Source organism: Streptomyces sp. NPDC101178 (genome assembly GCF_044767965.1).
In the GTDB taxonomy this organism is placed as follows: domain Bacteria; phylum Actinomycetota; class Actinomycetes; order Streptomycetales; family Streptomycetaceae; genus Streptomyces.
The window spans coordinates 60208-86875 of record NZ_JBIWOZ010000004.1; the positions used below are offsets into that span (position 1 = coordinate 60208).

Here is a 26668-nt window from a genome sequence, read left to right on the forward strand (position 1 = left end):
CGGAGTCGGTCCGGATCGCATCTCCTGCGGTCACGTACGGTGACGTCTGCCGTGCGGCGGGCGCGGTCGGTCCAGCGGGGCGCGCAGCGCTGTGGACCCGCTCCGCCAGGCGGCGAGGAGGCGGGCGGCGAGGCGGTCCTCCAGCAGTCCGGTGGCCTCGATGCCGAAGGCGATGTCGGGTTCCAGCTGCGGTTCGTCGGCGAGCAGTCCGCCGATGACGTCGCGGCGTACCACCTGTTCGTGCACCGCGTCGGCCTCCACGTGTTCGTCGTAGAACCGCTGGGCGGCCGGTCCGGCGCCGACCCGCTTCAGCGCGGCGGCCAGCCGGCGCGAGCCGGGTGAGGAGGTGACCTCGACGGCGGCGAAGTGGCCGACCAGGGCGCCTCGGAGCGAGCGGTGGAGCCCGAAGAGGGACATCAGGTTGACGGTGGCGAGCACATCGGCGGGTGCGGCGTCGAGGTAGTGGCCGTACGCCGTCTCCAGGGACAGGTCGCTCATCAGCCCGGCGTACAGACGGGCGTGGACATCCGCCTCCCGTCCGGCGCCGAACTCGTCGAACTCGACCGCCACCATCGCCGCCTTGGCCCGTCCGTACAGCCGTGGGATCACCCAGGCGTGCGGATCGGCCTCCTTGAGGTGGTAGAGCGAGCGCAGGGCGGCGTACTCCCGCAGCTGCCACAGTTCGCCGTCGTCATGCAGGAAGTGGCTGACGCTGTGGCCGTCGTCGCCGACGGGCTCGACCAGCAGTCCGGCCAGGGCCGTGTCCACGTCCGCGTCGGTACGCGTTCCCGCGCGGAGCGCGGCGAGGAAGGGCCGCTCCAGGGAGCGGCGCAGTCCGAGCAGGGCCGGGTCCCATTCGTGGTCCTCGTCCACCTCTTCGAAGCCCTGGTAGTGCAGCTCGTACAGGACGTAGAGGGCGAGTTGGAGGTCGTCGCCGAAGGGGTCCGCGTCGGCGGCCCGGCGGTCCCGCGGTGGCTCGCCGGTGCGCAGGGCGGTGATGACCTCGCCCGACAGCGGTCCACGCGGGGCGGGCAGCGGGGGGCTCCGTCGCCTCGGTTCACGGTAGGCGGTCATCAGGCGGCTCCGTCGGTACGGTCGGTGGCGTCGGTCTTCTCGCGGTCCTCGGGCTTCACCCGGCGGCGGTGGCTGGTGTCGCACCACGGGTACGTGCGGGTCTTGCGGCAGGTGCAGATCGCGGCGGTGAAGCGCCGGGAGGTGTACACGGTGCCGTCGTCGCCGACCACCTCGACCGGCCCCTCCACCAGCAGGGGCCCGTCCGCGCCCAAGGTGACGCGGGCGGGCCGGGCGGGACGGTCAGGACGTTCAGGGCTGCTCGGCACGGATGACCACCAGCTTCTCCTCGTCGGTGTGCTCGTCCAGGAGGCCCCGGTCGCGCAGCCAGGAGAGCCGCGAGAGCAGGACGGGCCCGAACGGCACGCTCGCCGTGTCGCTCACCGCGGCCTTCAGCCCGCCGCTCGACAGGCGCCGCAGGGTCTCCTCCGTACCGGTCAGGTCGGAGTGGACCATGAGCAGGACCCCTCTCCCGCGCAGCAGGTGCGGGGCCGCGTCGCAGATGCGGTCCACCACCGCGCGCCCGTCGTGCCCGGCGTCCCAGGCGCGCGCGTTGCCCCGCCTCGGCGGCGGGCCCAGCGGCGAGGGGACGTAGGGCGGGTTGCTGAGCACCAGGTCGTATCTCCGGCCGGGGACCGGGTCCGCCAGGTCGCCCCGGTGGACGGTGACGCGCTGCCGGGCGAGCCGGGCGTTGAGACGGGCGGTGAGGACCGCCCGGCGGCCGACGTCGACAGCGGTGACGTGCGCGCCCCGGCGTGCGGCGGCCACCGCGAGGAGGCCGCTGCCGGTGCCGAGGTCGATCACGTCGGTTCCGGGGCCCACGGTCTCGCGGGCCAGGGCCCTCAGCAGCAGATGCGTGTCGTGCTGGGGCGCGTAGACGCCGGGCAGGGTGCGGGCACCCCGCCTTGGGGAAGTGGTCAGCGTGGGCACGGCAGCGGTCACGGATACCTCCTGCACGCGTCGGACGCGTGAATCGTGGGTCGTACCACCCGTCAAGACTCCGCTCCTTCCGTCCGGCGCGCCAATCGTGCGTTCGCGCGGCGTGACCGGGCTGGGCCGGCCTCGGCCGACGTACCGAGTCCGCCTGCCAGATCTGTTCACACCTGCGAAACCCGGCGGCGGCAGGGCGGCCGCAGCGGGCCCGGACAGCACGGAACGCCTGGCCGGGGGGGGGGCCCCCCCCCCGGGGGGGGGGGGCCCCCGGGCCCCCCCCCCCCGGGGGGGGCCGCCCGCGGCGACCAACCCGGGGCCCACCCGCCCCCCGGGCAGGCCCAAGCAGCGCGGGCGGGGCCGGCGGCGGGGGGGGCGCCGCGGCCCCGTCCACGATGGTTGCCCTGGGGGGCCGCGCCCCGGCCCATGGGGGCCGGGGGCGGGCCCGGCCAGGCGTTCCGCGTGTGTCAGCGCCTGCGCGACGAACCGGTGCGCAGACCGGAACCGATGCCTGCCACATGCAGGGCGAGCAGCGCCAGACCGATGAGCATGACGTTCGTCGATGCGAACACCTCGTTCGTCGAGATGTCCGCCGCGTTGATCAGGAAGGCGATGAAGAACAGAACGGCCGCGGCTATACCCAGCATGATTGTTTCCCTTCCGAGTGTGGTGAGAGCCATGTGCCCATGAATCGCGGGGTTAGACAGCCGAGGGCGCACCAAGGGGGCGTGAACACGTCACGGCAGTGACCCGTTCGCCATCCCTCGCGCCCTGCCGGGGATCACGGGCCGCGACCAGGATGAGCCGACCGCACAAGATCCCGGCGAATCCGCGCACCCCGCCCGTGGGACGGGTGGTCACGCGGTGGAAGGAATCCACGTTGCTGCTTCTCATCTCCCCCGACGGTGTCGAAGAGGCTCTCGAGTGCGCGAAGGCGGCGGAACACCTCGACATCGTCGACGTCAAGAAGCCCGACGAGGGCTCGCTCGGCGCGAACTTCCCGTGGGTCATCAGGGAGATCCGCGCGGCGGTCCCGGCGGACAAGCCGGTCTCCGCCACCGTGGGCGACGTGCCGTACAAGCCCGGCACGGTGGCCCAGGCGGCGCTCGGCGCGGCCGTCTCCGGAGCGACGTACATCAAGGTCGGCCTCTACGGGTGCACGACGCCCGACCAGGCCGTGGAGGTGATGCGCGGGGTCGTGCGGGCCGTGAAGGACTACCGGCCGGACGCGTTCGTCGTCGCCTCCGGGTACGCCGACGCGCATCGGATCGGCTGCGTCAACCCGCTCGCGCTGCCCGACATCGCCCGCCGCTCCGGCGCCGACGCGGCGATGCTCGACACCGCGATCAAGGACGGGACGCGGCTGTTCGACCACGTGGCGCCCGCCGCGTGCGGGGAGTTCGTCCGGCTGGCGCACGAGGCCGGCCTGCTGGCGGCCCTGGCGGGCAGCGTGAAGGCGCAGGACCTCGCCACCCTGACCCGGATCGGGACGGACATCGTGGGCGTACGCGGGGCGGTCTGCGAGGGAGGCGACCGCAACGCCGGCAGGATCCAGCCGCGACTGGTGGCCGCCTTCCGGGCGGAGATGGACCGGCACGCCCAGGAGCACGCGACCGCCGTGGCCGCACGCTGACCGCCGGCATGGAGCCCCGTGAACCCGGCGGTGAACGCTTCACCGTCATCGACCCGGCGACCGGCGAAACCTTCGACGAAGCGCCTGACCAGCGGCCGGAGGAGCTGGACGAGGCCGTCGGCCGGGCCCACGAGGCCTGGCCGGGCTGGCGGTCCGACCCCGCCGCCCGCGCCACCGCCCTCCTCGCGTCGGCCGACGCCGTGGAGGCGGCCGGGGCGGACCTCGCTCGCCTCCTCACCCGTGAACAGGGCAAGCCGCTGGCCGAGTCGTACGCGGAGGTGGCCCGTACGGCGGCCCGCCTGCGCCACTTCGCCGGGATGACTCCCGAGGCGCGGACGATCGCCGACGGGCGGCCGGTGCACAGCGAGATCCGCTGGCGGTCGCTCGGGCCGGTGGCCGCCATCGTCCCGTGGAACTTTCCGCTCCAGCTCGCCTCGGCGAAGTTCGCGCCCGCGCTCGCCGCGGGCAACACGGTGGTGCTCAAGCCCTCCCCCTTCACCCCGCTCGCCACCCGGCTGCTGGGATCCGTCCTGTCCGCCGCCCTGCCCGACGGCGTGCTGACGGTCGTCACCGGCCGGGAGCCTCTCGGCTCGCTCCTGGCGTCCCATCCGGGGATCCGCCATGTGACGTTCACCGGTTCGGTGGAGACCGGCCGGGCCGTCGCGGCGGCCGCGGCGCCCGGACTCGCCCGGGTCACGCTGGAGCTGGGCGGCAACGACGCCGCCGTCCTGCTGGACGACGTGGATGTGGAGCGGATCGCGGACCGGCTGTTGTGGGCGGCGTTCCGCAACTGCGGGCAGGTGTGCATGGCCGTCAAGCGCGTGTACGCCCCGGCCCGGCTCCACTCCCAGGTGGTGGAGGCGCTGGCGGAGCGGGCGAAGACCGTCGTGGTCGGGGCCGGTCTCGACCCCCGTACGGAGCTCGGTCCGCTCAACAACGCGGCGCAGCTGGCCCGGGTGGAGCGGTGCACGGCCCGGGCCCTGGCGGAAGGGGCGCGGGCGGTGGCCGGTGGTCACCGGCTGGACCGGCCGGGATATTTCCACGCTCCGACCATCCTGGCCGATGTCCCGCCGGACAGCCCGGTGGTGACGGAGGAGCAGTTCGGTCCGGTGCTGCCGGTGGTGCCGTACGGGGATCTCGACGAGGCCGTCGAGGCGGCCAACGCCACCCGCTACGGCCTCGGCGGCTCGGTGTGGGGAACGGACCTGGACCGGGCGGAGGAAGTGGCCGGCCGGCTGGAGTGCGGAACGGCGTGGATCAACCACCACGCCGAACTGTCGCTCGCCCAGCCCTTCGCGGGCATCAAGGAGAGCGGTGTCGGCGTGGCGGGCGGGCCGTGGGGCCTGTACGGGAACCTCCGGCCGTTCGTCGTGCACCGGCCACGGGAGGCGGCCCGATGAGGTTCGCCGCGGCGGTACTGCGCTCGTACGAGGACCCGTTCGCCGTCGAGGAGGTGGTGCTGAACGCGGGGCCGGCCGAGGGCGAGGTCCTGGTGCGGATCGCGGGGTGCGGGATGTGCCGTACCGATCTGGCCGTCCGGCGCTCGGCCGGCCGCTCGCCGCTGCCGGCGGTGCTCGGCCATGAGGGGTCCGGGGTCGTGGTGGAGACCGGCGGGCCGGACACCGGCCTCCTCGCCGGCGACCATGTCGTGCTGAGCTTCGACTCCTGCGGGCACTGCCACAGCTGCCTGGGTGGGGCGCCCGCGTACTGCGACCGGTTCGCCGCGCTCAACCTCTTCGGCGGGCGCCCGGAGCACGCGGCGCGGTTCACCGACGCGGCCGGGCGCGCGCTGGCCCCGCGGTGGTTCGGCCAGTCCTCGTTCGCCGGGTACGCGATGGTCCCGGCCCGTAACGCCGTACGGGTCGACCCCTCACTCCCCCTGGCCATGCTCGGGCCGCTCGGCTGCGGCTTCCTCACCGGCGCCGGGGCGGTCCTCAACTCCTTCGGTGCCGGTCCCGGCGACACGGTCGTGGTCCTCGGGGCGGGAGCGGTGGGCCTTGCGGCCGTCATGGCGGCGACCGCTGCCGGAGCGGTGGCCGTGGCGGTCGACCGGCATCCCGAACGGCTCTCCCTGGCCGAGAAGTTGGCCGCCGTCCCGGTGCACTCCGACTCCGCCGACCTGCCGGGCCGCATCCGGCGGCTGACGGACGGCGGCGCGGCGTACGCGCTGGACACCACCGGGTCGGCGCGGTTGATCAACGACGCGTTACGGGCCCTGCGTCCGAACGGTCACCTCGGCCTGGTGGCCCGGCTGCACACCGCGCTCCCGCTCGAACCAGGGACGCTGGACCAGGGCCGGAGGCTCTCGCACATCTGCGAGGGCGACGCGGTACCGGGGCTGCTGATCCCCCGGCTGACCGGGCTGTGGCAGGCCGGCCGGTTCCCGTTCGACCAGTTGATCCGTACGTATCCGCTCGCCGGGATCAACGAGGCCGAACGCGACTGCGAGGCGGGCCTGGTGGTCAAACCGGTGCTGATTCCGTAGAGCCCGCGAATTCCACGTACCAAGGGAGTGCACACATGGTCGAAACAGCGCACCGGAACACCGGTGTGGAAGGCGTGGCCGGCGGGGTCGGCGTGACGGCTCTGCTGGTCGCAGCGGCGCGGGCGATCGAGACCCACCGCCCCGACAGCCTGGCGCAGGACGTCTACGCGGAGCACTTCGTGCTGGCCGCTCCGGCGTCCAAGGGCTGGCCGGTCCGTCCGGGGGAGGTCCCGGACGGGGACAGGGACCCGTTGTGGGGACGGTTCGCCCGGTACTTCGGGCTGCGGACACGGGTCCTCGACGACTTCCTGCTCCGGTCGGTCCACGCGGAGGATGTCCGCCAGGTGGTCCTGCTCGGCGCGGGACTGGACGCGCGGGCCTACCGGCTCGACTGGCCCGCCGGCTGTGTGATCTTCGAGATCGACCGTCAGGAGGTGCTGGCGTTCAAGCACCAGGTGCTCGACGGTCTTTCGGCCCTCCCGAAGGCGGCTCGCGTGCCGGTCCCGATGGATCTGCGCGACGACTGGGCGGGCGCGCTGCCCGGCGCGGGCTTCGACCCGTCCGCGCCGAGCGTCTGGCTGGTCGAGGGGCTGCTGTTCTACCTGCCTCCGGCAGCCGAGACGTACCTCATCGACACGGTCGACCGGCTCAGTGCCGGCGGCAGTGCGCTGGCGTTCGAGGCCAAGTTGGAGAAGGACCTGCTGGCGTACCGCGACAGCCCGCTCTACACGTCCACGAGGGAACGGATCGGCATCGACCTGCTCAGCCTCTTCGACCTGGCTCCCCGCCCCGACTCCGCAGGCCACCTGGCGGACAAGGGCTGGTCCACCGCCGTCCACACTCCTTTCTACTTCACCCACCGGCACGGCCGCGGCCCGCTGCCGGAGGAGAACGACGCGCTGGCGGGCAACCGCTGGGTGTTCGCGGACAAGCCGCGGCCGTGGACGCTGACCTCGTAGGCGGCATCCCCGGGCGTCCGTCAGCCGGGGTCGCGCAGGTGAAGGAGGTACGTGGCGGTCACCGCGACAGCCCGGTCCGCGTCCTGCGACAGCTCCGCGAGGGCCCGTGACGCCCGCGTTCCCGGAATGCCCGCCAGCGCCTGGGTCAGCCGTCCGCGTGCGGGCGCTGCGGTGGCGCCCTGCGCGAGGCGCTCGACGAGCCGGTGCGCGATCCGGTCCGCCGCCGCGGTGTCGCTCGCCAGCACGCTCAGCGTGTCGGCCGCGTCGGTGTCGTTCCGGCCCTCGACCACCATGTCGAGAAGGGCCGGGACGGCGTCGGCCTCGCCGCGGGCCCCGATCGCCACAGCAGCGTGACCCCGGACCACCGGGTCGGTGTGCGCGAGGGCGTCGCGGAGATGGCCGACGACCGCACCGCCGTCCAGCTCGGCGAGGGACCGGACGGCGCGTTCGCGGACGGCGGCCACCGGTGAGCCGAGCCCCTGGGCCAGCAGGGCCGGCGCACCGTCGCCCGAGCGGGCCAGCGCCCAGCGAAGGGCGCCCGCGACGTGCGGATCGCTCTCGTCGAGCGCCGCCTCGACCAGCGCCTCCACCGGGACCGGAACCGCCTCGGCGGAGGAGAGGGCCGCGCGCTGGCGCGCGTCGGCGCTCTTGGATCCCAGCGCCTGGAGCAGCGTGACGACCTGGAGTGCGTTCTCCCAGTCGGCGGGGTCCGCCGCGTGGAGCCGGTCCAGCCGTCCGAGCAGCTCGGTCTCCGCCGCGATGCGTGTCCGGGTCCTCCGGATGAGGTCCTCGACGAGCGACGAGGGCGTGAAGTCCGCGTCGTCGAGTGCGCGTTTGACCTCGCGCAGCGACAGCCCGAGCGCCCGCAGGCTCTCGATGTGGAAGATCCGCCGGATGTCCTGCGCGCCGTACTCGCGGTAGCCGGAGCCGGTGCGGCCCGAAGGGGACACCAGGCCGAGCGACTCGTAGTGCCGGAGCATGCGGGCACTGACCCCGGACCGCCGCGCCACCTCACCGATCAACACGCCTCATCGTCCCTCCTGGCCCGTTCCGCCGAGGGCCACGACGCGCTTCGCCTCCTCGACGGCGAAGGTGAACCCGGTGTCCGGGTCGCGCAGCAGCCGTTGCGTGGCGAGGGCGTGGGCGCGGACGCGCGGGTCGGGTGCCGTCGTCGCGGCGAGCAGGGCCGGCCCGATCGCCTCGCCCAGGGCGACCAGGGCGCGGCTGAGGCTCCGTTGTGTCTCCAGCTCACCGCGCCCGAGCTGCGTCGCCAGCACCTCGGCGAGAGCGGGCTCCTCACCTTCCGGCACGAGTACGACCGCCGCCCGCCAGGCGCTCCGCGCCACCTCGTCGTCGGCGGCGGTCATGAACGCCCGGGTGATGGCGGGCCAGGCCCGCCGGTCGCCGATCTTGGACAGCGTGTGCAGCGCCTGACTCCTTGCCTGCGTACGCTCCGAGCGGAGTTCGACGAGCAGCACGGGCAGCGTCAGGGTGACCGGGTGCCGGGTCAGCGCCCAGGTGAGCATGTCGCGGACGAAGAACTCGGGCTCGACCGCGCACCGCTCGACGAGCGGGTCGAGGTGGTGCGGGTCGGGTTCCGTCCCGGCCGCCAGAGCCGCCCGCAGCCGTACGGACGCGTCGTCGTCCGCCAGCCCCCGGAGCGCTCGTCCTTGATTCGTGTCCTGTCCCGTGACCGTCATCGAGACCACCTCCTGGTCCTGCAGTGAAGACCTTGCCACGGTGTCAAGGTCAAGCGGCAGCGGGCATCACCGACCCGGCGGTGACATTTAGGTAAGGCTCACCTAATATGACGACTGTCGTCTTCGGGTCCCCACGCGAGAAGCCGGTATCCCCCTTCTTTCCTATTCACCCCGGGCACAGCTGCGCCCCACAGCTGTCCGTGCCTCTCCCCGAAGGAGACATGCAGCGCATGTCCATGCCCCGCCGCGGCCACCTGGCCGCTCTCGCCGCCCTGACCGTCGTCTCCCTGGGCACCGGTGCCCTCGCCGTACCGGCGGTCGCGGCCCCGGTCTCCGCCGCCGCGGACCAGGCCCCGGACCAGCAGCCCGGCTCCACCTCGGCGGCCGCCCCGATCCTGGTCTCCGGCGGCTCCTCCTGGGGCTTCAAGAAGTCCTGGGTCGGCTATGTCACGGGCAGCGGTGGCACGGTGACGGTGGCCGGCGGCGCCACCAAGGACGCCACCGGGCTGATCGGCTACCCGGTCAAGCACGGTTCGGTGGACCCCGCCAAGCGGAACGCCGATGTACGTTTCGCCGGCTCGGTCACCTATGCGGTGCCCAGCCACGGCATCACCGCCATCACCCTCGCCAACCCGAGGGTCGTCCTCAAGAACGGCAAGGGCACGCTCCACGCCGACGTGACGACCGACCTGACCGCCGGTCAGGCCCCCGTCCTCACGGCCGGCGTGCCGCTCGCCACCCTGGAGGCCGCCGCCGGCGCGCTGAGCGGCTCCGTCCTCGACTGGACCGGCATCGCCACCTCCCTCACCGAGGAAGGCGCACGGATATTCGCCTACCAGGACCGGCCGATGTACCCGGCCGGTACGGCGCTGGACCCGGTCGGCATCACCGGCACCACCAGCGTCCCCACCCTGACCGTCAGCCAGGTCACCGGGCTCGGCGAGGAGACCCAGGTCACCGTCGTCGGTACCGGCTACCAGCCCGGCCGCGGGGTGTACCTGGCGCAGTCGGTCGCGCTGTCCGGCACCACGTATCCCAGCCTCTACGGCAACGCGGCCTGGGTCCGCCAGGTCGGCACCGACGGCTCCTTCACCCTGACGGTGAAGCTCACCGAGACGTTCACCTCCGGCACCACCACCGTCGGCTGCCGCACGACCGCCTGCTTCCTCACCACCTTCAACTCGCACGACGGCTCCGACTCGACCTGGATGCCCTCGCGCGCCCAGGACGTCGCCCAGCCCCTCTACTTCGGCACCGCCGTCCCGGCCGCGGTCGTGACCCGGCACCCCGCCTCGCGCACCGCCCGCTCGGGCGCCGACGCCGTCTTCACGGCCGCCGCGACCGGCTACGACTCGGTCCGCTGGGAGCGCAGCACCGACGCCGGCAAGACCTGGAGCACCGTCTCCGGCGCCACCTCCGTCACGCTGTCGGTGAAGGCGTCCGCCGCCGTCAACGCCCACCGCTACCGCGCGGTGTTCGTCAACGCGTCCGCCGAGACGGCCACCTCGGCCGCCGCGCTCACCGTCTCCGCCGTGCCCGCCCGGATCATCTCCTTCAACGCCGCTCCCGAGCCGATCGGCAAGGGCAGCAAGCTGAAGATCGCCGCCACCCTCCAGACCGCCGGTGCCACCGGCAACACCTGGAGCCCGCTGGCCAAGGCGCCCGTCGTCGTCGAGTTCCAGGCGAAGGGCGCCAAGACCTGGAGCAGGGCCGCCACCGTCACCACCAGCGCCAAGGGTGCCGTCGCGACCTCGGTCACCGCCAAGGCGGACGGCACCTGGCGCGCCCGCTACGCCGGGACCGCCGACCGCGCCGCGGCCGTCAGCGGCACCGACTTCGTGGACGTCAAGCTGCGGACCCTCATCGCCGGCTTCAACGCCTCCCCGGAGCCGGTCCGCAAGGGCCGCACCATCACGGCGAAGGGCACCCTGCGCAGCCTGGACGGTACCTGGAGGAACACCTCCGGCCAGTTGGTGAACATCCTGTTCCAGGCCAAGGGCTCCAAGACGTGGAGCAGGCTGGCCACCGTGCGGACGAACAGCAAGGGCGTCTTCACCAAGGGCTTCACCGCGAAGAAGGACGGCACCTGGAAGGCCGAGTTCAAGGCCACCGCAGCCCGTCTGGGCTCCACGAGCGCCGGCGACTACGTCGACGTCCGCTGATCCGCGTCGGCCCGTACACCTTCACCGGACGGCCGGTCACCGCGGGCAACTCGCCCGCAGGTGACCGGCCGTCCGGCCGTTCACCGCGCCGCCGGGCCACGTCCCGTAGGCCGAACGGGCGGGCCGACGCTTCCCGGTACGCCTCTGTGGGTGTTTCTCCGCCGGGAGCGTGCCGGTGTCGTGATCGTCTCTGACCACAGCCTCCTTCCTCGCGCGGCACACGCGCCCGATCAGTCCTGCCTCACCGCATCCGAACGGGGTACGTGTGCGGAAGGAGTGGCGAATGGTTCGCCGCATGCCTGACCGGAAGGACGTGAGATGGCCCGCATCCCGGCCGTGGAACACTCCTTCGCCGCCCACCCGCTCGCGACGGGCCCCGGGCCGTCGGCCACCGAGGCCGGGGCCGTCGACGCGGACGTGGTCGGCGCCGTTCTGCGTACCGCGCGGGCGGTCCTCGCGGAACGGGTCGCCGAGGCGTCGGAGACCGACGCCTCGTTCTGCGGTGACCTGGCCGGGCGGGTCGCCAATTTCACGCTGGACGGCGGCAAGCGGATGCGCCCTCGGCTCCTGTGGTGGGCGATGAGGGCCTGCGGCGCGGCGGACGCCGGAACCACCGCGGCGGCGCTGCGGCTCGGGGTCGCGCTGGAGCTCATCCAGAGCTGTGCGCTGATCCACGACGACGTGATGGACCGCTCGCGGCTGCGCCGGGGCAGACCCGCCGTGCACATCGATCTCGCCGACCGGGCGGGCCTGGCCCCCGACTCCGAGGTGGGCTCCGCGTTCGGCACCTCCGCCGCCGTGCTGGCCGGGGACCTCGCGCTGGTCTGGGCCGACGACACCGTCGCGGAGACACCGCTGCCGGCCCCCGTACGACGGCGGATCCGGGCCATCTGGCGCTCCATGCGGACCGAGATGGTGGCGGGCCAGTATCTGGACCTGCACGGCCAGGCCACCGGAGGCTCCTCGGCGGCGCGGGCGATACGGACCGCCTGCCTCAAAAGCGCGCTGTACTCCGTCGAGAGGCCACTGGCGATCGGGGCCGCACTGGCCGACGCCGATGAGCGCACCACGGCCGCGCTGCGTTCGGCGGGCCGTGGCGCGGGGATCGCCTTCCAGCTCCGGGACGACCTGCTCGGCGTCTTCGGGGACCCGGCGCGGACGGGAAAGCCGTCCGGCGACGACATCCGCGAGGGCAAACCGACCTACCTCCTCGCCGTCGCCCGCGAGCGGGCCGAGGCCGAGGGCGACCAGGGGGCGCTGGCCGTCCTCGGCCGTGCCGTGGGCAACGCCGACGTCACCGAGGCCGAGCTCGCGGACGTGCGCGAGGTCTTCGAGGCGACCGGAGCGCGCGCCCATGTGGAGCGGAAGGCGGAGCGCCTCCGCGACCATGCCGTACGCCGTCTGGGCGAGGCCGTCGACGCGGACGCGCACGGCGGCCGGCAGCTGCTTGGCCTGCTGCACACCGTCTCCGGAGGCCGCCCCGCCCACGACGACCTGCGCGGACACGACAGCCCGGCGGCGGCCCGGGTCCTGACCACGGCCGAAGGAGGACAGGTCCGGTGATCACGGTCAAGGGGCCCACCGACCATGTGGTGGTGGTCGGTGCCGGTCTGGCGGGGCTGGCCGCGACGCTCCATCTGCTCGGCGCGGGCCGCCGGGTCACGCTGGTCGAGCGGGATGACGGGCCCGGCGGCCGGGCCGGACTCCTGGAGTCGGGCGGCTACCGCATCGACACCGGTCCGACCGTGCTGACCATGCCGGATCTGGTGGAGGAGGCCTTCGCCGCGGTCGGCGACCGGCTGGCCGACCGGCTGGAGCTGTTCCGGCTGGACCCCGCCTACCGGGCCCGGTTCGCCGACGGGTCGCAGCTCGACGTGCACACCGACGGGGCCGCGATGGAGGAGGCGGTCGAGCGGTTCGCCGGGGCGCGGCAGGCGGTCGGCTACCGGCGGCTGCGGAAGTGGCTGGAGCGTCTCTACCAGGTGCAGATGCGCCGGTTCATCGACGCCAACTTCGACTCGCCGCTCCAGCTCGCCCACCCCGACCTGGCGCGCCTCGCCGCCCTCGGCGGGTTCGGCCGGCTCGACGCCCGGATCGGGAGCTTCGTCTCGGACGAGCGGCTGCGCAGGGTCTTCTCGTTCCAGGCGTTGTACGCGGGCGTCCCGCCGGCCCGCGCGCTCGCCGCGTACGCCGTCATCGCCTACATGGACACGATCGCCGGCGTGTACTTCCCGAAGGGCGGCATGCACGCGCTGCCGCGGGCGATGGCGGACTCGGCCGCAGAGGCGGGCGCCGACCTCCGCTACGGACGGACCGTGACCCGGCTGGAGCGTTCCGGCGACCGGATCACCGCCGTCGTCACCGACCAGGAGCGCATCCCCTGCGACGCCGTGGTCCTCACCCCCGACCTCCCGATCGCCTACCGGCTCCTCGGCCGCTCACCCCGCCGGCCGCTGCGCCTGCGCCACTCGCCGTCCGCCGTGATCCTGCACGCGGGCACGGACCGGACCTGGCCGGATCTCGCGCACCACACCATCTCGTTCGGCGCCGCCTGGAAGAGCACGTTCCACGAACTCACCCGCACCGGCGACCTGATGTCGGACCCCTCACTCCTCATCACGCGGCCCACCGCGACCGACCCCTCCCTCGCCCCGCCCGGCAAGCACCTGCACTACGTGCTGGCGCCCTGCCCGAACACCGAGGTCGGACCGGACGTACGGGAGTGGAAGGAGCTGGGCCCCCGCTACCGGGACGCGTTGCTCACCGAGCTGGAGCGGCGCGAGATGCCCGGGCTCGGCGCGGCGATCGAGGAGGAGGGGCTGGTCACTCCGGTCGACTGGGCCGCTCAGGGCCATGCGGCGGGCACTCCGTTCGCCGTGGCCCACACCTTCCCGCAGACCGGCCCGTTCCGCCCGCGCAACCTGGTCCGTGGCACGGCCAACGCCGTCCTGGCGGGATGCGGGACCACGCCCGGCGTCGGCGTGCCGACCGTCCTGATCTCCGGGAAGCTGGCAGCTCAGAGGATCACCGGCCCCCGTACCGACTGGAGAGGCGCCTCCGCATGACCGTCCGTGAACTCGACGCCGCAGCCATCCACGATCCCGCCCTGCGCGCCGCGTACGCCCGCTGCCGGGACCTCAACGCCCGTCACGGCAAGACGTACTTCCTCGCGACCCGGCTGCTCCCCGTCGACCGCCGCCCGGCCGTGCACGCCCTGTACGGATTCGCCCGCTGGGCCGACGACATCGTGGACGACCTCGGCTCACCGGCCACGCCCGGCGAGCGCGCCCGGGCCCTGCTGGCGCTGGAGTCCCAGCTGGAGACGGGTCTGCGGCAGGGCCGGGCCACCGAGCCGGTGATCCGCGCGCTCGCCGACACGGCACGGCGGCATGGCATCGAGCATCGGCACTTCACCGACTTCCTGGCCTCCATGCGCAGCGATCTGACGGTCGGCGGCTACGCCTCGTACCAGGAGCTCGGGCGGTACATGCACGGCTCGGCGGCGGTGATCGGCCTCCAGATGCTGCCGGTGCTCGGGACGGTGGTGCCGCGCGAGGAGGCCGCACCGCACGCGGCCGCGCTCGGCGTCGCCTTCCAGCTGACCAACTTCCTGCGGGACGTGGGCGAAGACCTGGACCGGGGCCGGGTCTATCTGCCAACCGAGCTGCTGGCCGCGCACGGGGTGGACCGGGAACGCTTCGAGTGGAGCCGGCGGACGGGGGCGCGGGACGCTCGGATCACCGATGTCCTGCGGGCCGCCGCCGCCCACAACCGGGCCGTCTACCGGGACGCCCTGCCCGGGATCGCGATGCTCGACCCGTTGTCGCGGCCCTGCATCCGTACGGCGTTCGTGCTGTACAGCGGCATCCTCGACGCGATCGCGGCCGACGGTTACGCGGTGCTGCACCGCCGCGCGGTCGTGCCCCGCCGGCGACGGGCGGTCGTGGCGCTGGACGGGCTGGTACGGGCGGTCGCCGCGCGCAGGACGCACCGGCGCGCTCCGGGACCGGTCGCGGGGGCCCGTCCTTCCCGGACCCGGGCGGCCGCGCCCGTACAGAAGGAGCCGGTATGAGCCCCGCAGCCGGGCGCCGTGGCCGCATCCCGTTGCGGCTGCGCCGCGCACCCGTTGCGTGGGAGCGGCAGGAACCGACGTGGCGGGCGGCGAAACCGGCGCTGATCGCACAGGCCCTCAAGCGGGCGCAGAGCCGGCCGTCCGGCAACTGGTACGTGATCGGCGCCTCGCGCGAGCTGCCTCCCGGCCGCACTCTCGGCGTCACGGTCGCCTCCACCGAGGTGGTCGCGTGGCGTGACGCCGAGGGGAGGCTCCGAGCCGGTCCGGGAGCGTGCCCGCACCTCGGGGCGCCGCTGCGCGACAGCCCGGTCCGCTGCGGCACGCTGGTCTGCCACTGGCACGGGCTGGCCCTGGACGGTGGGCCGTTCGCCGGCTGGGAGCCTTTCCCGGCCTTCGACGACGGGGTGCTGCTCTGGGTGCAGCTCGACCGGGTGGGCGGTGAGGCGCCTTCGGAGCGGCCGTACGTTCCTCCCCGGCCGAGGGTCCGGGACGCGGTGGAGGCGGTCTACGCGGGCGTCGGCCGCTGCGAGCCGGAGGACGTGGTGGCCAACCGGCTCGACCCGTGGCACGGGGCGTGGTTCCACCCGTACTCGTTCGTCGATCTGACGGTCACCGGCACGCCCGCCGACGGCGAGGGGGACGACGACGGGTTCCTGGTCGACGTGTCCTTCAAGGTGGCCGGGCGGCTGGTGGTGCCGGTCCGGGCCCGGTTCACGGCGCCCGAACCCCGTACGGTCGTCATGCACATCGTCGAGGGCGAGGGCGCGGGGTCCGTGGTGGAGACCCATGCCACCCCTCTGGCCCCGGACGAGCGGGGGCAGCCCCGCACCGCCGTGACGGAGGCGGTGGTCGCCGCGTCGGACCGGCGCGGCTTCGCGGTGGCCCGGGCGGCCGCGCCGCTCCTGCGGCCGCTCATGCGCGCCTCGGCCGGCCGGTTGTGGCGGGACGACCTGGCGTACGCGGAGCGGCGCTGGGAGCTGCGCGACAGCGGGCGGTTCCCGGGCTGACGTTCGGCCGCTCACTCCGATCCGAGCGCCGCCAACCGGCGCAGCGCGGCCGAGCGGCCGGTGCGCGGAACGGTCCAGAGCGTCTGCCCGCGTACGCCCCAGCGCTCCAACAGGGCGTTCGCGGCGAGGAATCCGCTGGTGGCGGCGCGTTCCATCAGCGCCACCGGCAGGTCGGTACGGATCATGTCCCCGGCCACCATGACGGCCGGGTCGGGGCTGCGCACACCGGGCCGGTCCCGGTAGCCGCCGACCGGGAACATCGGGCAGTCCGCGCGCCATTCGTGCCGCTCGTCGACGATGCGGGCGCTGACCGTCTCCGGGTAGATCCGGTGGAGTTGGCGTACCGCCTCGGCCTGGACGGCTCCCCGGTCGGCGTCCGGTGCGACGGCGTACGCGTGCAGCTCGACGACCGACCCCTTGGTGCGCCGCGCCCAGCGGGCGGCCTCGCCCTCCCAGCGGTCCAGGACGCTCACGTTGTCCAGCGGCCCGTAGCCGCTGGTGCCGAGGAAGCCCGGCCGGTCGTACGCCACCGGCCGGTCGAGCCAGAGCCGGGAGACCAGGAACGGCGGGGCGGTGCGCAGCCGTTCGATCCTGGCCCGCCAGTCGGCGTCGCCGAGTTCCGGGGAGTCGGCGACGACGCGCCGGAGGCCGCCGCTGTCCAGGGCGAGGACGAGGGCGTCGTACCGCGTGGTGCCCTCGTCGGTGGTGAGGTCCAGCCCGCCGTCGGGCAGCGGCCGAACCTGCCGGACCGGTGTCCGCGTCCGTACGTCGACGCCGTGGCCCGTCAGATAGCGGTGGAGCGGGTCCCAGAGGGCGGTGGGGAAGGGTTCGTCGGGGACGTCGAAGAGGAGGCCTTCGCTGGAGCCGAGGAAGTAGATGTGGAACATCAGCACCAGCTCCGCCGCCGACAGTTCGCGTGGGTCGGCGAAGAAGCTGCGGGAGAACACCTCGAAGGCCAGGTGGTGGGCGGCTTCGGGGAAGCGGATGCGGGTGAGGAAGTCGTGGGCGCTGATGGAGTCGAGGCGTTCGTAGACCTCGGGCACCCGGACGTCGAGCAGCGGCAGAGCGGCTCTCGGGTTCATCCGGGCCAGGTCGCGGACGCCGAAGGTGGGGCTGAGGGCGACGAAGCCGAGGGCGCTGAGCGGAGGCGTGCGCGGTACGCGGGCGAAGCTGTCGTGGAGGCCGGAGCTGTGGCGCAGCGGGTAGTCGGGCAGCCGGGTCAGTGAGTCGAGGCCCGGGTCGACCCGGCGCAGCAGGCCGCGCAGGTTGTAGTACTGCCGGAAGAAGGCGTGGAAGCCGCGGCTCATGGTGACGGTGGTGCCGTCGGCCAGTTCGGTGGACCAGCCCGACAGCCGTCCGCCCAGGCCCGGTTCGCGCTCGTGGAGGGTGACGCGTACGCCGCGCTCCGCGAGGAGGGTGGCCGCCGCGAGTCCGGCGATGCCGCCGCCGACGACCGCGACGGCGGGAGCTTCCGGTCCGGTGAAGCGGGCGCGGCCGGCCGGGGCCGGGAGGACGGCTGCCCGGCGGTCGCGGCCGCGCCGGTGACCCGTACCGCTGTCGCGCAGGAACATCACGCCTCCTCCCCCGCGCGGCCGACGAAGGTGTGCGTGATCCCGGTCTGCCAGCCGGGCAGCGGAAGGACGCGTACGCCGCAGAAGCCGGCCCGGCGCAGCCGCGCCGCGAAGGCGGGTGCCGTGTCGAACTCGACGACGGAGCGCCGGAGATGGCGGTAGAGCCCGGCGTCACCGGCGAGCCGTCCGGCGGGCTGGATGATCGCGGTGCAGACGGTGTTCCACACCGCTCGGTGGAGCGGCGATCCGCCGAGCGTGTACTCGTGCACGGCGAGGCGGCCGCCCGGGGCGAGCAGGTCGCGTACCAGGTCGAGGGTCTTGTCGGGGTCGGTGAGGTTGCGGAAGAGGTAGCCGGCGAACACGGCGTCGAAGGAGCCGGGCCGCCACCGGTCCGCCAGCTCCTCGACCGGCGCGTGCACGAAGTCGACGCCCGCCGGCCAGCTCTTCGCCGCCGCCCGGTCCAGCATGCCGGCGGAGGCGTCGACGCCGGTGATCCGGGCGTGCGGGGCGGCGGCGAGGAGCGCGGCCGTCGAGGCGCCCGTACCGCATCCCAGGTCGAGCACGCGCAGCCCGCGTCCGCCGTCCGGCAGCCCCAACCGGCGTGCGGAGCGGCGCAGATGGGCGTGGTAGCCGGGGCTGGCCGCGACGAGGCGGTCGTAGGCGGCGGAGCCGTGGTCGAAGGCCGCGGACAGGTCGTCGTCGCGCAACAGGGTCATGGGGTGCTCTTCTCGTGGGTGGTCGGCGGGGGTGGTTCGCGTCGGGCGCGGAAGGGGAGTTCGGCGACGGTCCGCAGCATCGGGACGACCGGTGTGCGCAGGCCGATGAGCAGGTCTTCGTGGAGGTGTGAGCTGCCGTCCAGGAAGCGGAGCAGCCGGGCGGCCGGGACTCCGCGGAAGAGGCGGGTGAAGAAGTCGGCGCCGTCCACCCGGCCGCTGTCCAGCGCCCGCAGCATGACGGCGTCCATCGCGCGGGGCCATGCCCCGTACGGTGTCGGCATCCGCAGCTCACGCCCCGCTCGGAGCTGGTCGGCGACGGCCCGGCTCTGCCGCTGCACGGCCGCGAAGGTGTATCCGGTGGAGGGCCGGGTCGCGCCGCCTGCGGTGCCGATGCGGTGCACCGAGCTCCCGGCGCTCCGCGGGAAGTGACCGTCGGTCATGGGGATGACGCCGCGTTCCTGTGCTGTCACCCGGAACCCGCCGAGTTTCAGGACCTCTTGGGTGTAGTGGTCCAGGGCGTGCCGGTACCTCTCGGTGGCGAGCGGGGCGGGTGAGAACTCGGTGTACTCGACCAGGGCGGTCTGCGGGTCGAGCGGCAGGACGTAGCCGAAGGAGAGTCCGCGCGAGGGCTGCCGTGTGCGGAAGTCCATCAGGTCCGCAGTCGTCGGGTCGAACACGGGACGCTCGGTGCGGACGAACCAGCCCGTGAAGTGCTGGAGGAGCGTGGTGCGGGCGGGTGGGAGACGGCCCGGCGGGCGTGAGTCGAAGACCTGGCGGCCGCGGACGAGGACCTGTCCGTGCGGGCCGAGGACTTCGGCTCCGCCGCCCGGTGTGTCGCGTACGGCGGTCACCATCGCCTCGGTCCGGCGGAAGGCCGGAGCGCCGGAGAGCCGCCGGCCGGCCAGGGCCTCGAAGGCGTCCGAGCGCAGCATCTTGTAGCGGTAGGGCGACGGGTCGGTCACCGTGGGCGTCCCGTCGGCCGCCCGCACCCGCAGCCGCGGCCAGGAGGCGGTGAGCGCCGAGTCGTAGGCGCCGCCCGGCGGTTCCCAGTAGCACCAGGTGCGCGGGGGCGGCCGCAACGGTCCCTGCGGGGCGTCGACGAGGACGACCGACAGCGGTACGGCGCCGCCCGGCGCGCACAGGTGGTAAGCCAGGCTCAGCCCGGCCGCTCCGGCGCCCACGATGACGACGTCGGGGTCTGGCACGGTCTCCCTCTCGGTTGGACGGGTGCGGAATCCTTCCGGCCGGACGGGTACGGAACTTCCGCACCGAGGAATCCTTCCGCACCGAAGGGCCGGACGGATGCGTGCGACGCGCCCGTGTACCGCCGGAAACAGGATCAGTTCGCGGTGTGGTCCCGGTGGCCACGCGTGCGCCGGGCTTCCTTCATCTCGGCCTCGTGCAGGTGGTCGCGGCCCTCGGCGAGTTCGCCCCGGATCTCCTGCTCGACCGCGCGGAACACGTCGTAGTAGGTGGCGTTGTACTCCTCGACGATCTGGAAGGTCCAGTGGCCGGGGATGACGTTGCGGCCGAGGACCTCCCGCTCGACCCGGTCGGCCTGCGCGCCGTGGCCCGCCTCGCGGAGCAGCCGTACCGCGTCGTCGAGGCTGAGGTCGGCGCTGCCGGTGAGCTGGTGGAACGTGTAGAGGGCGCCTCGGGCCCGTTCGGTGGTCTCCAGCGCCTTCGAGAGGGCGCCGAGCGCCGCGACGGTCGTGTCGGTGACCCCGTCGGGGCGCTGGTGGGGCGGGTCGGGAGGCCGGGGCGCGGCGTTCATGGATCTCCTCGTCGGCATCGACGTCCGAGCGGCGGTTCCCTCCCCACCTTCCTCGCCCGGGGCTCATCACACCTGCCGTGGCCTCCACCCGGACCAAGCAGCCCTCGGCCGGCGGAGCGGCTGCCCCCGGCCGGGGGCAGCCTGCGGCCGGGGGCAGCCTGCGGCCGGGGGCAGCCTGCGGCCGGGGGCAGCCTGCGGCCGGGGGCAGCCTGCGGCCGGGGGCAGCCTGCGGCCCCGCTCGGCCGGTTCGGCCGCGCGGGGCCGCGCGCCGGGTCACTCCTCCTCGTCGCCCTCCCCGCCGTCGTCGCCCTCGAAGGCGTCGCCGATCTCGTCGACCACCTCGGAGGCGACCATTCCGCCGACCACGCCGACGGCCACCCCTGCCGCGACTCCCGCCACCACCGCGCCGGTCCCGGGGCCGGAGCGGTGGTGATCGTCATGGTGATGACCGCTCTGCGCGTACGCGTACGGCGCGGCGTGGGCCGCGTGGGCGCCGATCACCCGGCGCAGCCAGGCGTCGACCTCGGCGTTGCGGTCGGCCTGCGGCAGAGCCTGGTGCGAGGTGGTGAAGCGGTGCACGGTGTCGTGGCTCCCCGAGAAGAGCCCGGCCCGCTTGTCCGCCTCGATCACCACCTCCAGGCCGCCGGGCGAGGCGAGGAAGGTGACTTCGATCTCGTTGACCGCGTGCGCGTGTCCGGCGGGCGGCACGATCTCGATCTCCTGGTAGCACGGCAGCTGCTGACCGGTCCCCCGGATGCGACCGAGCTCCAGATCGGCCGACTTGAAGCCGTATCCGAGCTGCCCGAACGCCTCCAGGACCGCCTCCTGGGCGGGCAGTGGTGCCACCGCGAGCGCGTCGAGGTCGCCCTTGTCCCGTGCCCCGGCGACCTCCAGCTCCGTACGGATCCCGAGGACGGGGCCGAGCGGCTGGCCGTGGAGCTCCGTGACCGGGGTCTCCCAGGGCAGGGTGACGGTGAACGGCACCGTGTGCTCGGTCTCCTCGGCGAGCCGGAACCCGCCGCCGACGGTGAACCGTTCGAGGACGACCGTGGACTCGTGCTCCTCGTCCTGGCCCTCCACCTCGGCCCGGGCGACCAGGAGGAGGGTGATCTGCTCGACCGTCACCTCGCTGCCGCCGCCGCGCAGGCGGACCTCGCCGGAGAGCGGGCCGCCCGGGAGGGCGGGGACGGGCTGCAGAACGGTGTCGACCGACGGGCCGCCGACACCGAGAGCTCCGAGCAACTTCTTGAACACCATGTCCGGCGTCCACTCCTTTTTCGTGTGGCACTTCGTGGGGCAGATCGTGTGCTGAGAACACTCTCTACCCATCCGGACCATCCTGTGATGCGCACCACTCCCGATTGCTTTGCGGCCCCTTTACTATCTACAGGGCGGGTTCCCACCCGCCGCCAACGTCGAACCCGACGACCCGGACAGAGAAGGAGCTGCGGTACCGCAATGGGTGAGCCTCCCAGTACGAACCGTGTCATCCCCACCCCTGCTCACCAGGGGACGGAGGTGACACGGTGAGCGAAGTACTCCTGCTCCTTCTCGCCCTTGGTCTGACTCTGGCGTGCGCGGTGTTCGTCGCGGCCGAGTTCTCGTTGACCACCATCGAGCGCGGCGAGCTCGAACGGGCCGCGCAGGCAGGTGAGCGCGGAGCCGAAAGCGCGCTCAAGGCCGCCAAGCGGCTCACGTTCCAGCTGTCCGGCGCCCAGCTCGGCATCACCGTGACCTCCCTGGTCATCGGCATGCTGGCCGAGCCGGCCCTCGCCGGGCTCCTGCGCTCCCCGCTGGAGTCCGTGGGTGTCCCGGCCGGTGCCGTCTCCACGGTCGCGACCCTGCTCGGTGTGGCGCTCTCCACCGTCGTCCTGATGGTCATCGGTGAGCTCGTCCCGAAGAACTGGGCGATCTCCAGCCCGCTCGCCGTCGCCAAGGTGGTCTCCGGCCCGCAGCGGGCGTTCACCGCCTGTTTCGCTCCGCTGATCCGCCACCTCAACAACACCGCGAACCGTGCCCTGCGCCGGTTCGGCCTGGAGCCGGCCGAGGAGCTGGCCTCGGCCCGCACCCCGCAGGAGCTCATCGCCCTCGCGCAGCACTCGGCCCGCCAGGGCGCCATCGAGCAGGACTCGGCGGAACTGTTCGTCCGGACCCTGCACCTGGCGGAGCTGTCCGCCGAGAACGTGATGACGCCCCGCGTGGACGTCCGGGCCCTGGAAGCCCACGCCACCGCGGCCGACGCCGCCAACCTCACACTCGCCACCGGCCTGTCCCGCTTCCCGGTCTACCGCGACAGCCTGGACCACGTCATCGGGACGATCCACATCCGCGACGTGCTGGCCCTGGACGAGTCAGAGCGCACCCGGACCCCGGTCACCGCTCTGGCCACCGAGCCCCTTCTCGTACCGGACTCCCTGCCGGTGGACCGGCTGCTGGCGCAACTGCGGCGGCACCGGACGATGGCGGTCGTCATCGACGAGTACGGCGGTACCGCGGGCGTCGCCACGGTGGAGGACATCGTGGAGGAGGTCGTCGGCGAGGTCCGCGACGAGCACGATCCGCACGAGCGCCCCGACCTGGCACCGGCCGAGCCGCTCGGCGACGGCCGCCAGGTCTGGGAGGCCGAGGGCAGCATCCGGCTGGACCAGCTCGACCGGATCGGCTTCGCCGCGCCGGAAGGACCGTACGAGACGCTCGCCGGTCTCCTCGCCAACCAGCTGGCCCGCATCCCCGTCCGCACGGACCGGGTGGAGGTCGACGACTGGCAGTTCGACGTGCTCGACATCGAGCACCACCGCGCCGACCGGGTGCGGATCACCGCGCCGCTGCCGGCCCTGTCCCTCGTGGAGGAGGACGTCCGATGACCACCGTTCAGCTTCTCATCGGCGCGTTCACGCTCCTCACGAACGCGTTCTTCGTCGGCGCGGAGTTCGCACTGATCTCCGTGCGCCGCAGCCAGATCGAGCCGCAGGCCCGGGGCGGCAGCCGGCGGGCGAAGAGCACCCTGTGGGGCATCGAGCACCTGTCGGCCGCCATGGCCACGGCCCAGCTCGGCATCACGATCTCCTCGCTGGTTCTGGGCGCCGTCGCCGAACCGGCGATCGCGCATCTGCTGGAGCCGCCGTTCGACGCGATCGGCGTGCCGGACGCGCTGGTCCACCCGATCGCCTTCGTCATCGCGCTGACCCTGGCGACCTACCTCCACATGCTCATCGGTGAGATGATCCCGAAGAACATCGCGCTCGCCGCGCCCGTCGCCACGGCCCTGGCGCTCGGCCCGTCCCTGGTGGCGCTGACCCGGGCGCTGCGCCCGGTCATCTTCGGCATCAACGCGTTCGCCAACATGCTGCTGCGGCTGCTGAAGGTGGAGCCCAAGGACGAGGTCGCCTCGGTCTTCACCGACGACGAGCTGGTCCGGCTGGTGAAGGACTCCAGCGACGCCGGTCTCCTCGCGCCCGCCGACGGCGAGCGGCTGCGGGACGCCCTGGAGCTGGGCACCCGGCCGGTCGGCGAGGTGATGGTCCCGCTGAACCGGACCGTCACCGTCGACCTCGGCATCACCCCGCAGCAGCTGGAGCGGGCCGCGGTCGCCTCGGGCTACTCCCGGCTGCCGGTGACCGGGCCGGACGACGGGGTGCTGGGCTATCTGCACATCAAGGACGCCCTCGGCGTCGCGGAGCGCACCAAGCCGCTGCCCACGAGCGCGGTCCACCCGGTCATCCGGGTCGAGATCGACACCCCGCTCGACGACACCCTGACGGCGATGCGCGCCGCCGGTACGCATCTCGCCGCCGTCGCCGGTGGCAAGGGCACGGTCATCGGCTTCGTGACGATGGAGGACGTCCTGGAGGAGCTGGTCGGTCCGGCCGCGGTCTGACCGTACGAGAGCCGAAGAGGGAGGCGGTCCGGTGTGCCGGGCCGCCTCCGGCGCTGTCCGGACGGGCCGCCCGGTGAACACGTAAGCTCGGCGGATGGCCAAGTACTTCGACGTGCACCCCGAGAATCCCCAGCCGCGCACCATCAGCACGGTGGTCGACAGCATCCGGTCCGGTGCGCTCGTCGCGTATCCGACCGACTCCTGTTACGCGCTGGGCTGTCAGCTGGGCAACCGCGACGGCATCGCCCGGATCAGGTCCATCCGCGACCTCGACGACCGCCACCACTTCACCCTGGTGTGCCACGACTTCGCGCAGCTCGCGCAGTTCGTCCGCGTCGACAACGACGTGTTCCGCGCGGTCAAGGCGGCCACGCCCGGCAGCTACACCTTCATCCTCCCGGCGACGAAGGAGGTGCCGCGCCAGCTCCTGCACCCGAAGAAGAAGACGGTCGGCGTACGCATCCCCGATCATGTGGTGACCCAGGCGCTGGTGGCCGAGCTGGGCGAGCCGCTGCTCTCCAGCACGCTCCTGCTGCCGGACGAGGAGGAGCCGCTGACGCAGGGCTGGGAGATCAAGGAGCGGCTCGACCACGAGGTGGACGCCGTCATCGACTCGGGCGACTGCGGCACCGAGCCGACCACGGTGATCGACTTCTCCGGGGACGAGCCGGAGATCGTCCGCCGGGGCGCCGGCGACGTCTCGCGCTTCGAGTAGGCGGCGGTGGCGGGCGAGCGGCTGCGGTTCGACGGCTGGATCGCGGGTGTGGGTACGGCTTCGGGGACCCGGCTGGTGGTAGGCCACTGGCCGCGTTCGCCGTTCGGGCCGTTCAGTGACGTGATGGTCGAGCATCCCGACGGCGAGCGGGTGCTGCTGGCGCCGTCCCGGCGGGTCGCGGACTTCGTGGCCGCCACCTACCGCTTCGACCGGGTGGAGGTGGTGCCGGTGTCCGTCACCGGCTCCGTCTCGCGTAGCGGGCACGTCTGGACCGTGGCGGCGGGGCCGCTGCGCCTTCGGCTGCGCGCGGGACGCCGGGCCGCCCTCGGCCGGCTGCTTTCCGCCGTACCGGCCGCGCTCGTCCGCAGCCCGCTCTGGGCCGCGCTGTGCGACGTGCCGGCCCGGCTGCTGATGCCCGGCGTACGCACCCTGGGCCGGGCGGGCCCGGGACGGCGGGAGTGGTACGGGGCGCGGGACCTGCGACCGGTCCTGGCCGCCGAGGCCGTGCTGGACGGGACGGACCTGGGGCCGCTCGCGCCGCTCGATCCGCCCGTCGCCTTCGGATTCGGCTCCGCGCCGCGCACCCCGTCCCTGGTGCGCGTCACCACAACGGTGGAAATCGGTGCCGCCGGGCGGTGAGGGCCTTCACGCCGCCCGTGAAGGCCAGGTTCGCGGCGGAGCGGACCGTTCGGGGATGCGCGGGTGCGGAGCGCGTCGCAGGGTGGACCCATGGCTAATCCCCCGATCGTCATCCACCGGCCGACCTCTTCGGGCGGCCGCCGGGTGACCGTGCACTACGAAGGCCGGGACGAGATACTCGGGCTGGCCCACAGCGACCACGACGTGATCGTGTTCCTGAACGAGGCCGGCCTCGAAGAAGCGGACCGGATCCTGGACAACCCGGTCTGGGTGGAGTGGCGGGGCGGGCGGGCCCACCGCTACGAAGCGGCCTGAGCGCAGGCTGCCGCCCGCCTCATGACGGACCCGCCGCAGTGGACTCCGTGGCGCCGAAGAGTTCACGGACCCCCTCGGCGTCGGTCTCCCGCAGCTCGTCTTCCAGCAGGATCCAGCGGCTGATGCCCACGGATTCCAGGAACGCCAGGTCGTGGCAGGCGATGACGAGGGCGCCTTCGTAGGCCTCCAGAGCGCTGGTGAGCTGTCGCACGCTGGCCACGTCCAGGTTGTTCGTCGGCTCGTCCAGCAGGAGCAGCTGCGGGGCCGGGGCGGCGAGCATCGTCGCCGCGAGCGCTGCCCGGAAGCGTTCGCCGCCCGAGAGGGTGCCCGCCGGCTGTTCGGCCCGGGCGCCCTTGAAGAGGAACCGGGCGAGCTGGGAGCGGATCTCGTTGTCGGTCGTGCCCGGAGCCGTACGGGCGACGTTGTCGGCCACGCTCAGCGCGTCGTCGAGGACGTCCAGCCGCTGCGGGAGGAACTTCAGCGGCACGGAGGCGGTGGCCTCGCCCTCGCTCGGTGCGAGTTCCCCGGTGATGGTGCGCAGCAGCGTCGTCTTGCCCGCCCCGTTGCGGCCGACCAAGGCGATGCGTTCGGGGCCCTGCACCTGGAGGCCGGCCTCGCGCAGCCGTCCGTAGGGCAGGGTCAGATTCCGTACGGTCAGGACGGTGCGGCCGGCCGGTACGGCGGTGTGCGGCAGGCTCACCTTGATCTCGGCGTCCCGGCGGACGGCTTCGGCGGCCTCCTCCCGGCGCTCGCGGGCCTCGTCGAGCCGGTCCTCGTGCAGCCCGCGCAGCCGGTCGCCGGACTCCTGGGCCGAGCGCTTGCGCTCTCCTGCGACGATGCGCGGCGCCTTCCGCTGACCGTCGAGCTTCTTGTCGTGGCGCCGGCGGCGGGCCACCTTGGTCCGGGTCTCCTCCAGCTCGCGCCGCTGGCGCCGTACGTCGGCCTCGGCGGAACGCAGCATCCGGCCCGCGGCCTCCTGCTGGGTGGCCAGGGCCTCCTGGTAGGCGGACCAGCCGCCTCCGTACCAGCTCACGGAGCCCGA

The 26668-nt window shown here is 73.6% G+C and carries 25 protein-coding genes and 1 pseudogene; 14 read left to right on the forward strand and 12 right to left on the reverse strand.

Features of this window, described 5'->3' with window-relative positions; all coding sequences use genetic code 11:
* Positions 1–30: 30 nt before the first annotated feature.
* The 4 genes from ACIRR8_RS12620 to ACIRR8_RS12635 form a co-directional block, all read right to left on the reverse strand.
* Entirely contained in the window at positions 31–1074 is a 1044-nt protein-coding gene (locus ACIRR8_RS12620) for an iron-containing redox enzyme family protein (protein WP_404062720.1), read from the reverse strand.
* Positions 1074–1340 (reverse strand): CDGSH iron-sulfur domain-containing protein, encoded by a 267-nt coding sequence (locus ACIRR8_RS12625; RefSeq protein ID WP_404062722.1) that lies wholly within the window; start codon positions 1338–1340, stop codon positions 1074–1076. The genes ACIRR8_RS12620 and ACIRR8_RS12625 overlap by 1 nt, the downstream gene beginning before the upstream one ends.
* Positions 1324–2013: a HemK2/MTQ2 family protein methyltransferase gene (locus tag ACIRR8_RS12630; protein WP_404062724.1), complete on the reverse strand. Its 690-nt coding sequence runs from the start codon at positions 2011–2013 to the stop codon at positions 1324–1326. The genes ACIRR8_RS12625 and ACIRR8_RS12630 overlap by 17 nt, the downstream gene beginning before the upstream one ends.
* A gap of 455 nt (positions 2014–2468) precedes the next feature.
* Positions 2469–2648 carry a hypothetical protein gene (locus tag ACIRR8_RS12635; protein ID WP_404062727.1) on the reverse strand — a complete coding sequence of 60 codons (180 nt, stop codon included), beginning with the start codon at positions 2646–2648 and terminating at the stop codon, positions 2469–2471.
* Between the two features lie 233 nt (positions 2649–2881).
* Between ACIRR8_RS12635 and ACIRR8_RS12640 the strand changes: the two genes are divergently transcribed.
* From ACIRR8_RS12640 to ACIRR8_RS12655, 4 genes are read left to right on the forward strand one after another with little or no spacing between them, the layout of a single operon-like run.
* Positions 2882–3634 carry a (5-formylfuran-3-yl)methyl phosphate synthase gene (locus tag ACIRR8_RS12640; protein WP_404062729.1) on the forward strand — a complete coding sequence of 251 codons (753 nt, stop codon included), beginning with the start codon at positions 2882–2884 and terminating at the stop codon, positions 3632–3634.
* A gap of 8 nt (positions 3635–3642) precedes the next feature.
* The gene (locus ACIRR8_RS12645; protein ID WP_404062732.1) at positions 3643–5034 is read left to right on the forward strand and encodes an aldehyde dehydrogenase family protein; all 1392 of its coding nucleotides are present in this window, start codon (positions 3643–3645) and stop codon (positions 5032–5034) included.
* Positions 5031–6119 (forward strand): NAD(P)-dependent alcohol dehydrogenase, encoded by a 1089-nt coding sequence (locus ACIRR8_RS12650; protein WP_404062735.1) that lies wholly within the window; start codon positions 5031–5033, stop codon positions 6117–6119. Before ACIRR8_RS12645 ends, ACIRR8_RS12650 begins: the two co-directional genes overlap by 4 nt.
* 35 nt (positions 6120–6154) lie before the next feature.
* Positions 6155–7078 (forward strand): class I SAM-dependent methyltransferase, encoded by a 924-nt coding sequence (locus ACIRR8_RS12655; protein ID WP_404062737.1) that lies wholly within the window; start codon positions 6155–6157, stop codon positions 7076–7078.
* A gap of 20 nt (positions 7079–7098) precedes the next feature.
* Here ACIRR8_RS12655 and ACIRR8_RS12660 read toward each other — a convergent pair whose 3' ends face one another.
* Both ACIRR8_RS12660 and ACIRR8_RS12665 read right to left on the reverse strand, forming a co-directional pair.
* Positions 7099–8103 (reverse strand): MerR family transcriptional regulator, encoded by a 1005-nt coding sequence (locus tag ACIRR8_RS12660; RefSeq protein ID WP_404062740.1) that lies wholly within the window; start codon positions 8101–8103, stop codon positions 7099–7101.
* 3 nt (positions 8104–8106) lie between these two features.
* Positions 8107–8778, reverse strand: coding sequence for a HEAT repeat domain-containing protein (locus ACIRR8_RS12665; RefSeq protein ID WP_404062743.1), 672 nt, complete (start codon positions 8776–8778; stop codon positions 8107–8109).
* Between the two features lie 230 nt (positions 8779–9008).
* Here ACIRR8_RS12665 and ACIRR8_RS12670 point away from each other — a divergent pair, with 230 nt between their 5' ends.
* From ACIRR8_RS12670 to ACIRR8_RS12690, 5 genes are all read left to right on the forward strand, one after another.
* Positions 9009–10940 (forward strand): HtaA domain-containing protein, encoded by a 1932-nt coding sequence (locus ACIRR8_RS12670; protein ID WP_404062746.1) that lies wholly within the window; start codon positions 9009–9011, stop codon positions 10938–10940.
* A gap of 318 nt (positions 10941–11258) precedes the next feature.
* A complete protein-coding gene (locus ACIRR8_RS12675; RefSeq protein WP_404062749.1) occupies positions 11259–12503 on the forward strand; it encodes a polyprenyl synthetase family protein in 1245 nt (414 codons plus the stop codon).
* The gene (locus tag ACIRR8_RS12680; RefSeq protein WP_404062752.1) at positions 12500–14005 is read left to right on the forward strand and encodes a phytoene desaturase; all 1506 of its coding nucleotides are present in this window, start codon (positions 12500–12502) and stop codon (positions 14003–14005) included. The genes ACIRR8_RS12675 and ACIRR8_RS12680 overlap by 4 nt, the downstream gene beginning before the upstream one ends.
* The gene (locus ACIRR8_RS12685; protein WP_404062755.1) at positions 14002–15012 is read left to right on the forward strand and encodes a phytoene/squalene synthase family protein; all 1011 of its coding nucleotides are present in this window, start codon (positions 14002–14004) and stop codon (positions 15010–15012) included. The genes ACIRR8_RS12680 and ACIRR8_RS12685 overlap by 4 nt, the downstream gene beginning before the upstream one ends.
* Entirely contained in the window at positions 15009–16019 is a 1011-nt protein-coding gene (locus ACIRR8_RS12690; RefSeq protein ID WP_404062759.1) for a DUF5914 domain-containing protein, read from the forward strand. Before ACIRR8_RS12685 ends, ACIRR8_RS12690 begins: the two co-directional genes overlap by 4 nt.
* A gap of 11 nt (positions 16020–16030) precedes the next feature.
* Here the strand turns inward: ACIRR8_RS12690 and ACIRR8_RS12695 are convergent, their stop codons facing one another.
* From ACIRR8_RS12695 to ACIRR8_RS12715, 5 genes are all read right to left on the reverse strand, one after another.
* Positions 16031–17590, reverse strand: coding sequence for an FAD-dependent oxidoreductase (locus tag ACIRR8_RS12695; protein WP_404062762.1), 1560 nt, complete (start codon positions 17588–17590; stop codon positions 16031–16033).
* Entirely contained in the window at positions 17590–18306 is a 717-nt protein-coding gene (locus tag ACIRR8_RS12700) for a class I SAM-dependent methyltransferase (RefSeq protein ID WP_404062765.1), read from the reverse strand. The genes ACIRR8_RS12695 and ACIRR8_RS12700 overlap by 1 nt, the downstream gene beginning before the upstream one ends.
* Positions 18303–19511 (reverse strand): lycopene cyclase family protein, encoded by a 1209-nt coding sequence (locus tag ACIRR8_RS12705; RefSeq protein ID WP_404062768.1) that lies wholly within the window; start codon positions 19509–19511, stop codon positions 18303–18305. Before ACIRR8_RS12705 ends, ACIRR8_RS12700 begins: the two co-directional genes overlap by 4 nt.
* Before the next feature lie 134 nt (positions 19512–19645).
* The gene (locus ACIRR8_RS12710) at positions 19646–20080 is read right to left on the reverse strand and encodes a hypothetical protein (RefSeq protein WP_404062771.1); all 435 of its coding nucleotides are present in this window, start codon (positions 20078–20080) and stop codon (positions 19646–19648) included.
* Positions 20081–20353: 273 nt separating this feature from the next.
* Entirely contained in the window at positions 20354–21337 is a 984-nt protein-coding gene (locus ACIRR8_RS12715) for a sporulation protein (RefSeq protein ID WP_404062773.1), read from the reverse strand.
* A 269-nt stretch (positions 21338–21606) separates the two neighbouring features.
* Between ACIRR8_RS12715 and ACIRR8_RS12720 the strand changes: the two genes are divergently transcribed.
* The 5 genes from ACIRR8_RS12720 to ACIRR8_RS12740 all read left to right on the forward strand — a co-directional run bounded on the left by ACIRR8_RS12720 (position 21607) and on the right by ACIRR8_RS12740 (position 25626).
* Positions 21607–22944 (forward strand): hemolysin family protein, encoded by a 1338-nt coding sequence (locus ACIRR8_RS12720; protein WP_404062775.1) that lies wholly within the window; start codon positions 21607–21609, stop codon positions 22942–22944.
* Positions 22941–23957 (forward strand): hemolysin family protein, encoded by a 1017-nt coding sequence (locus ACIRR8_RS12725; protein ID WP_404062778.1) that lies wholly within the window; start codon positions 22941–22943, stop codon positions 23955–23957. The genes ACIRR8_RS12720 and ACIRR8_RS12725 overlap by 4 nt, the downstream gene beginning before the upstream one ends.
* 94 nt (positions 23958–24051) lie before the next feature.
* On the forward strand, positions 24052–24672 hold the full coding sequence (locus ACIRR8_RS12730; RefSeq protein ID WP_404062780.1) for an L-threonylcarbamoyladenylate synthase: 621 nt from the start codon (positions 24052–24054) through the stop codon (positions 24670–24672).
* A gap of 6 nt (positions 24673–24678) precedes the next feature.
* Positions 24679–25311: a hypothetical protein gene (locus tag ACIRR8_RS12735; protein WP_404062784.1), complete on the forward strand. Its 633-nt coding sequence runs from the start codon at positions 24679–24681 to the stop codon at positions 25309–25311.
* Between the two features lie 90 nt (positions 25312–25401).
* Positions 25402–25626, forward strand: coding sequence for a hypothetical protein (locus tag ACIRR8_RS12740; protein ID WP_404062787.1), 225 nt, complete (start codon positions 25402–25404; stop codon positions 25624–25626).
* A gap of 219 nt (positions 25627–25845) precedes the next feature.
* Here the strand turns inward: ACIRR8_RS12740 and ACIRR8_RS12745 are convergent.
* Positions 25846–26587 (reverse strand): annotated as a pseudogene (locus tag ACIRR8_RS12745) (ATP-binding cassette domain-containing protein); the annotation flags it as partial.
* Between the last annotated feature and the right edge of the window lie 81 nt (positions 26588–26668).

Excerpts from the sequence above, each read along its gene's own strand:
- ACIRR8_RS12620 (WP_404062720.1), bottom strand. The coding sequence starts at position 1,074 with ATGACCGCCTACCGTGAACCGAGGCGACGGAGCCCCCCGCTGCCCGCC.
- ACIRR8_RS12635 (WP_404062727.1), bottom strand. The coding sequence starts at position 2,648 with ATGCTGGGTATAGCCGCGGCCGTTCTGTTCTTCATCGCCTTCCTGATC.
- ACIRR8_RS12645 (WP_404062732.1), top strand. The coding sequence starts at position 3,643 with ATGGAGCCCCGTGAACCCGGCGGTGAACGCTTCACCGTCATCGACCCG.
- ACIRR8_RS12650 (WP_404062735.1), top strand. The coding sequence starts at position 5,031 with ATGAGGTTCGCCGCGGCGGTACTGCGCTCGTACGAGGACCCGTTCGCC.
- ACIRR8_RS12655 (WP_404062737.1), top strand. The coding sequence starts at position 6,155 with ATGGTCGAAACAGCGCACCGGAACACCGGTGTGGAAGGCGTGGCCGGC.
- ACIRR8_RS12665 (WP_404062743.1), bottom strand. The coding sequence starts at position 8,778 with ATGACGGTCACGGGACAGGACACGAATCAAGGACGAGCGCTCCGGGGG.
- ACIRR8_RS12670 (WP_404062746.1), top strand. The coding sequence starts at position 9,009 with ATGTCCATGCCCCGCCGCGGCCACCTGGCCGCTCTCGCCGCCCTGACC.
- ACIRR8_RS12675 (WP_404062749.1), top strand. The coding sequence starts at position 11,259 with ATGGCCCGCATCCCGGCCGTGGAACACTCCTTCGCCGCCCACCCGCTC.
- ACIRR8_RS12685 (WP_404062755.1), top strand. The coding sequence starts at position 14,002 with ATGACCGTCCGTGAACTCGACGCCGCAGCCATCCACGATCCCGCCCTG.
- ACIRR8_RS12690 (WP_404062759.1), top strand. The coding sequence starts at position 15,009 with ATGAGCCCCGCAGCCGGGCGCCGTGGCCGCATCCCGTTGCGGCTGCGC.
- ACIRR8_RS12695 (WP_404062762.1), bottom strand. The coding sequence starts at position 17,590 with ATGTTCCTGCGCGACAGCGGTACGGGTCACCGGCGCGGCCGCGACCGC.
- ACIRR8_RS12700 (WP_404062765.1), bottom strand. The coding sequence starts at position 18,306 with ATGACCCTGTTGCGCGACGACGACCTGTCCGCGGCCTTCGACCACGGC.
- ACIRR8_RS12710 (WP_404062771.1), bottom strand. The coding sequence starts at position 20,080 with ATGAACGCCGCGCCCCGGCCTCCCGACCCGCCCCACCAGCGCCCCGAC.
- ACIRR8_RS12715 (WP_404062773.1), bottom strand. The coding sequence starts at position 21,337 with ATGGTGTTCAAGAAGTTGCTCGGAGCTCTCGGTGTCGGCGGCCCGTCG.
- ACIRR8_RS12725 (WP_404062778.1), top strand. The coding sequence starts at position 22,941 with ATGACCACCGTTCAGCTTCTCATCGGCGCGTTCACGCTCCTCACGAAC.
- ACIRR8_RS12730 (WP_404062780.1), top strand. The coding sequence starts at position 24,052 with ATGGCCAAGTACTTCGACGTGCACCCCGAGAATCCCCAGCCGCGCACC.
- ACIRR8_RS12740 (WP_404062787.1), top strand. The coding sequence starts at position 25,402 with ATGGCTAATCCCCCGATCGTCATCCACCGGCCGACCTCTTCGGGCGGC.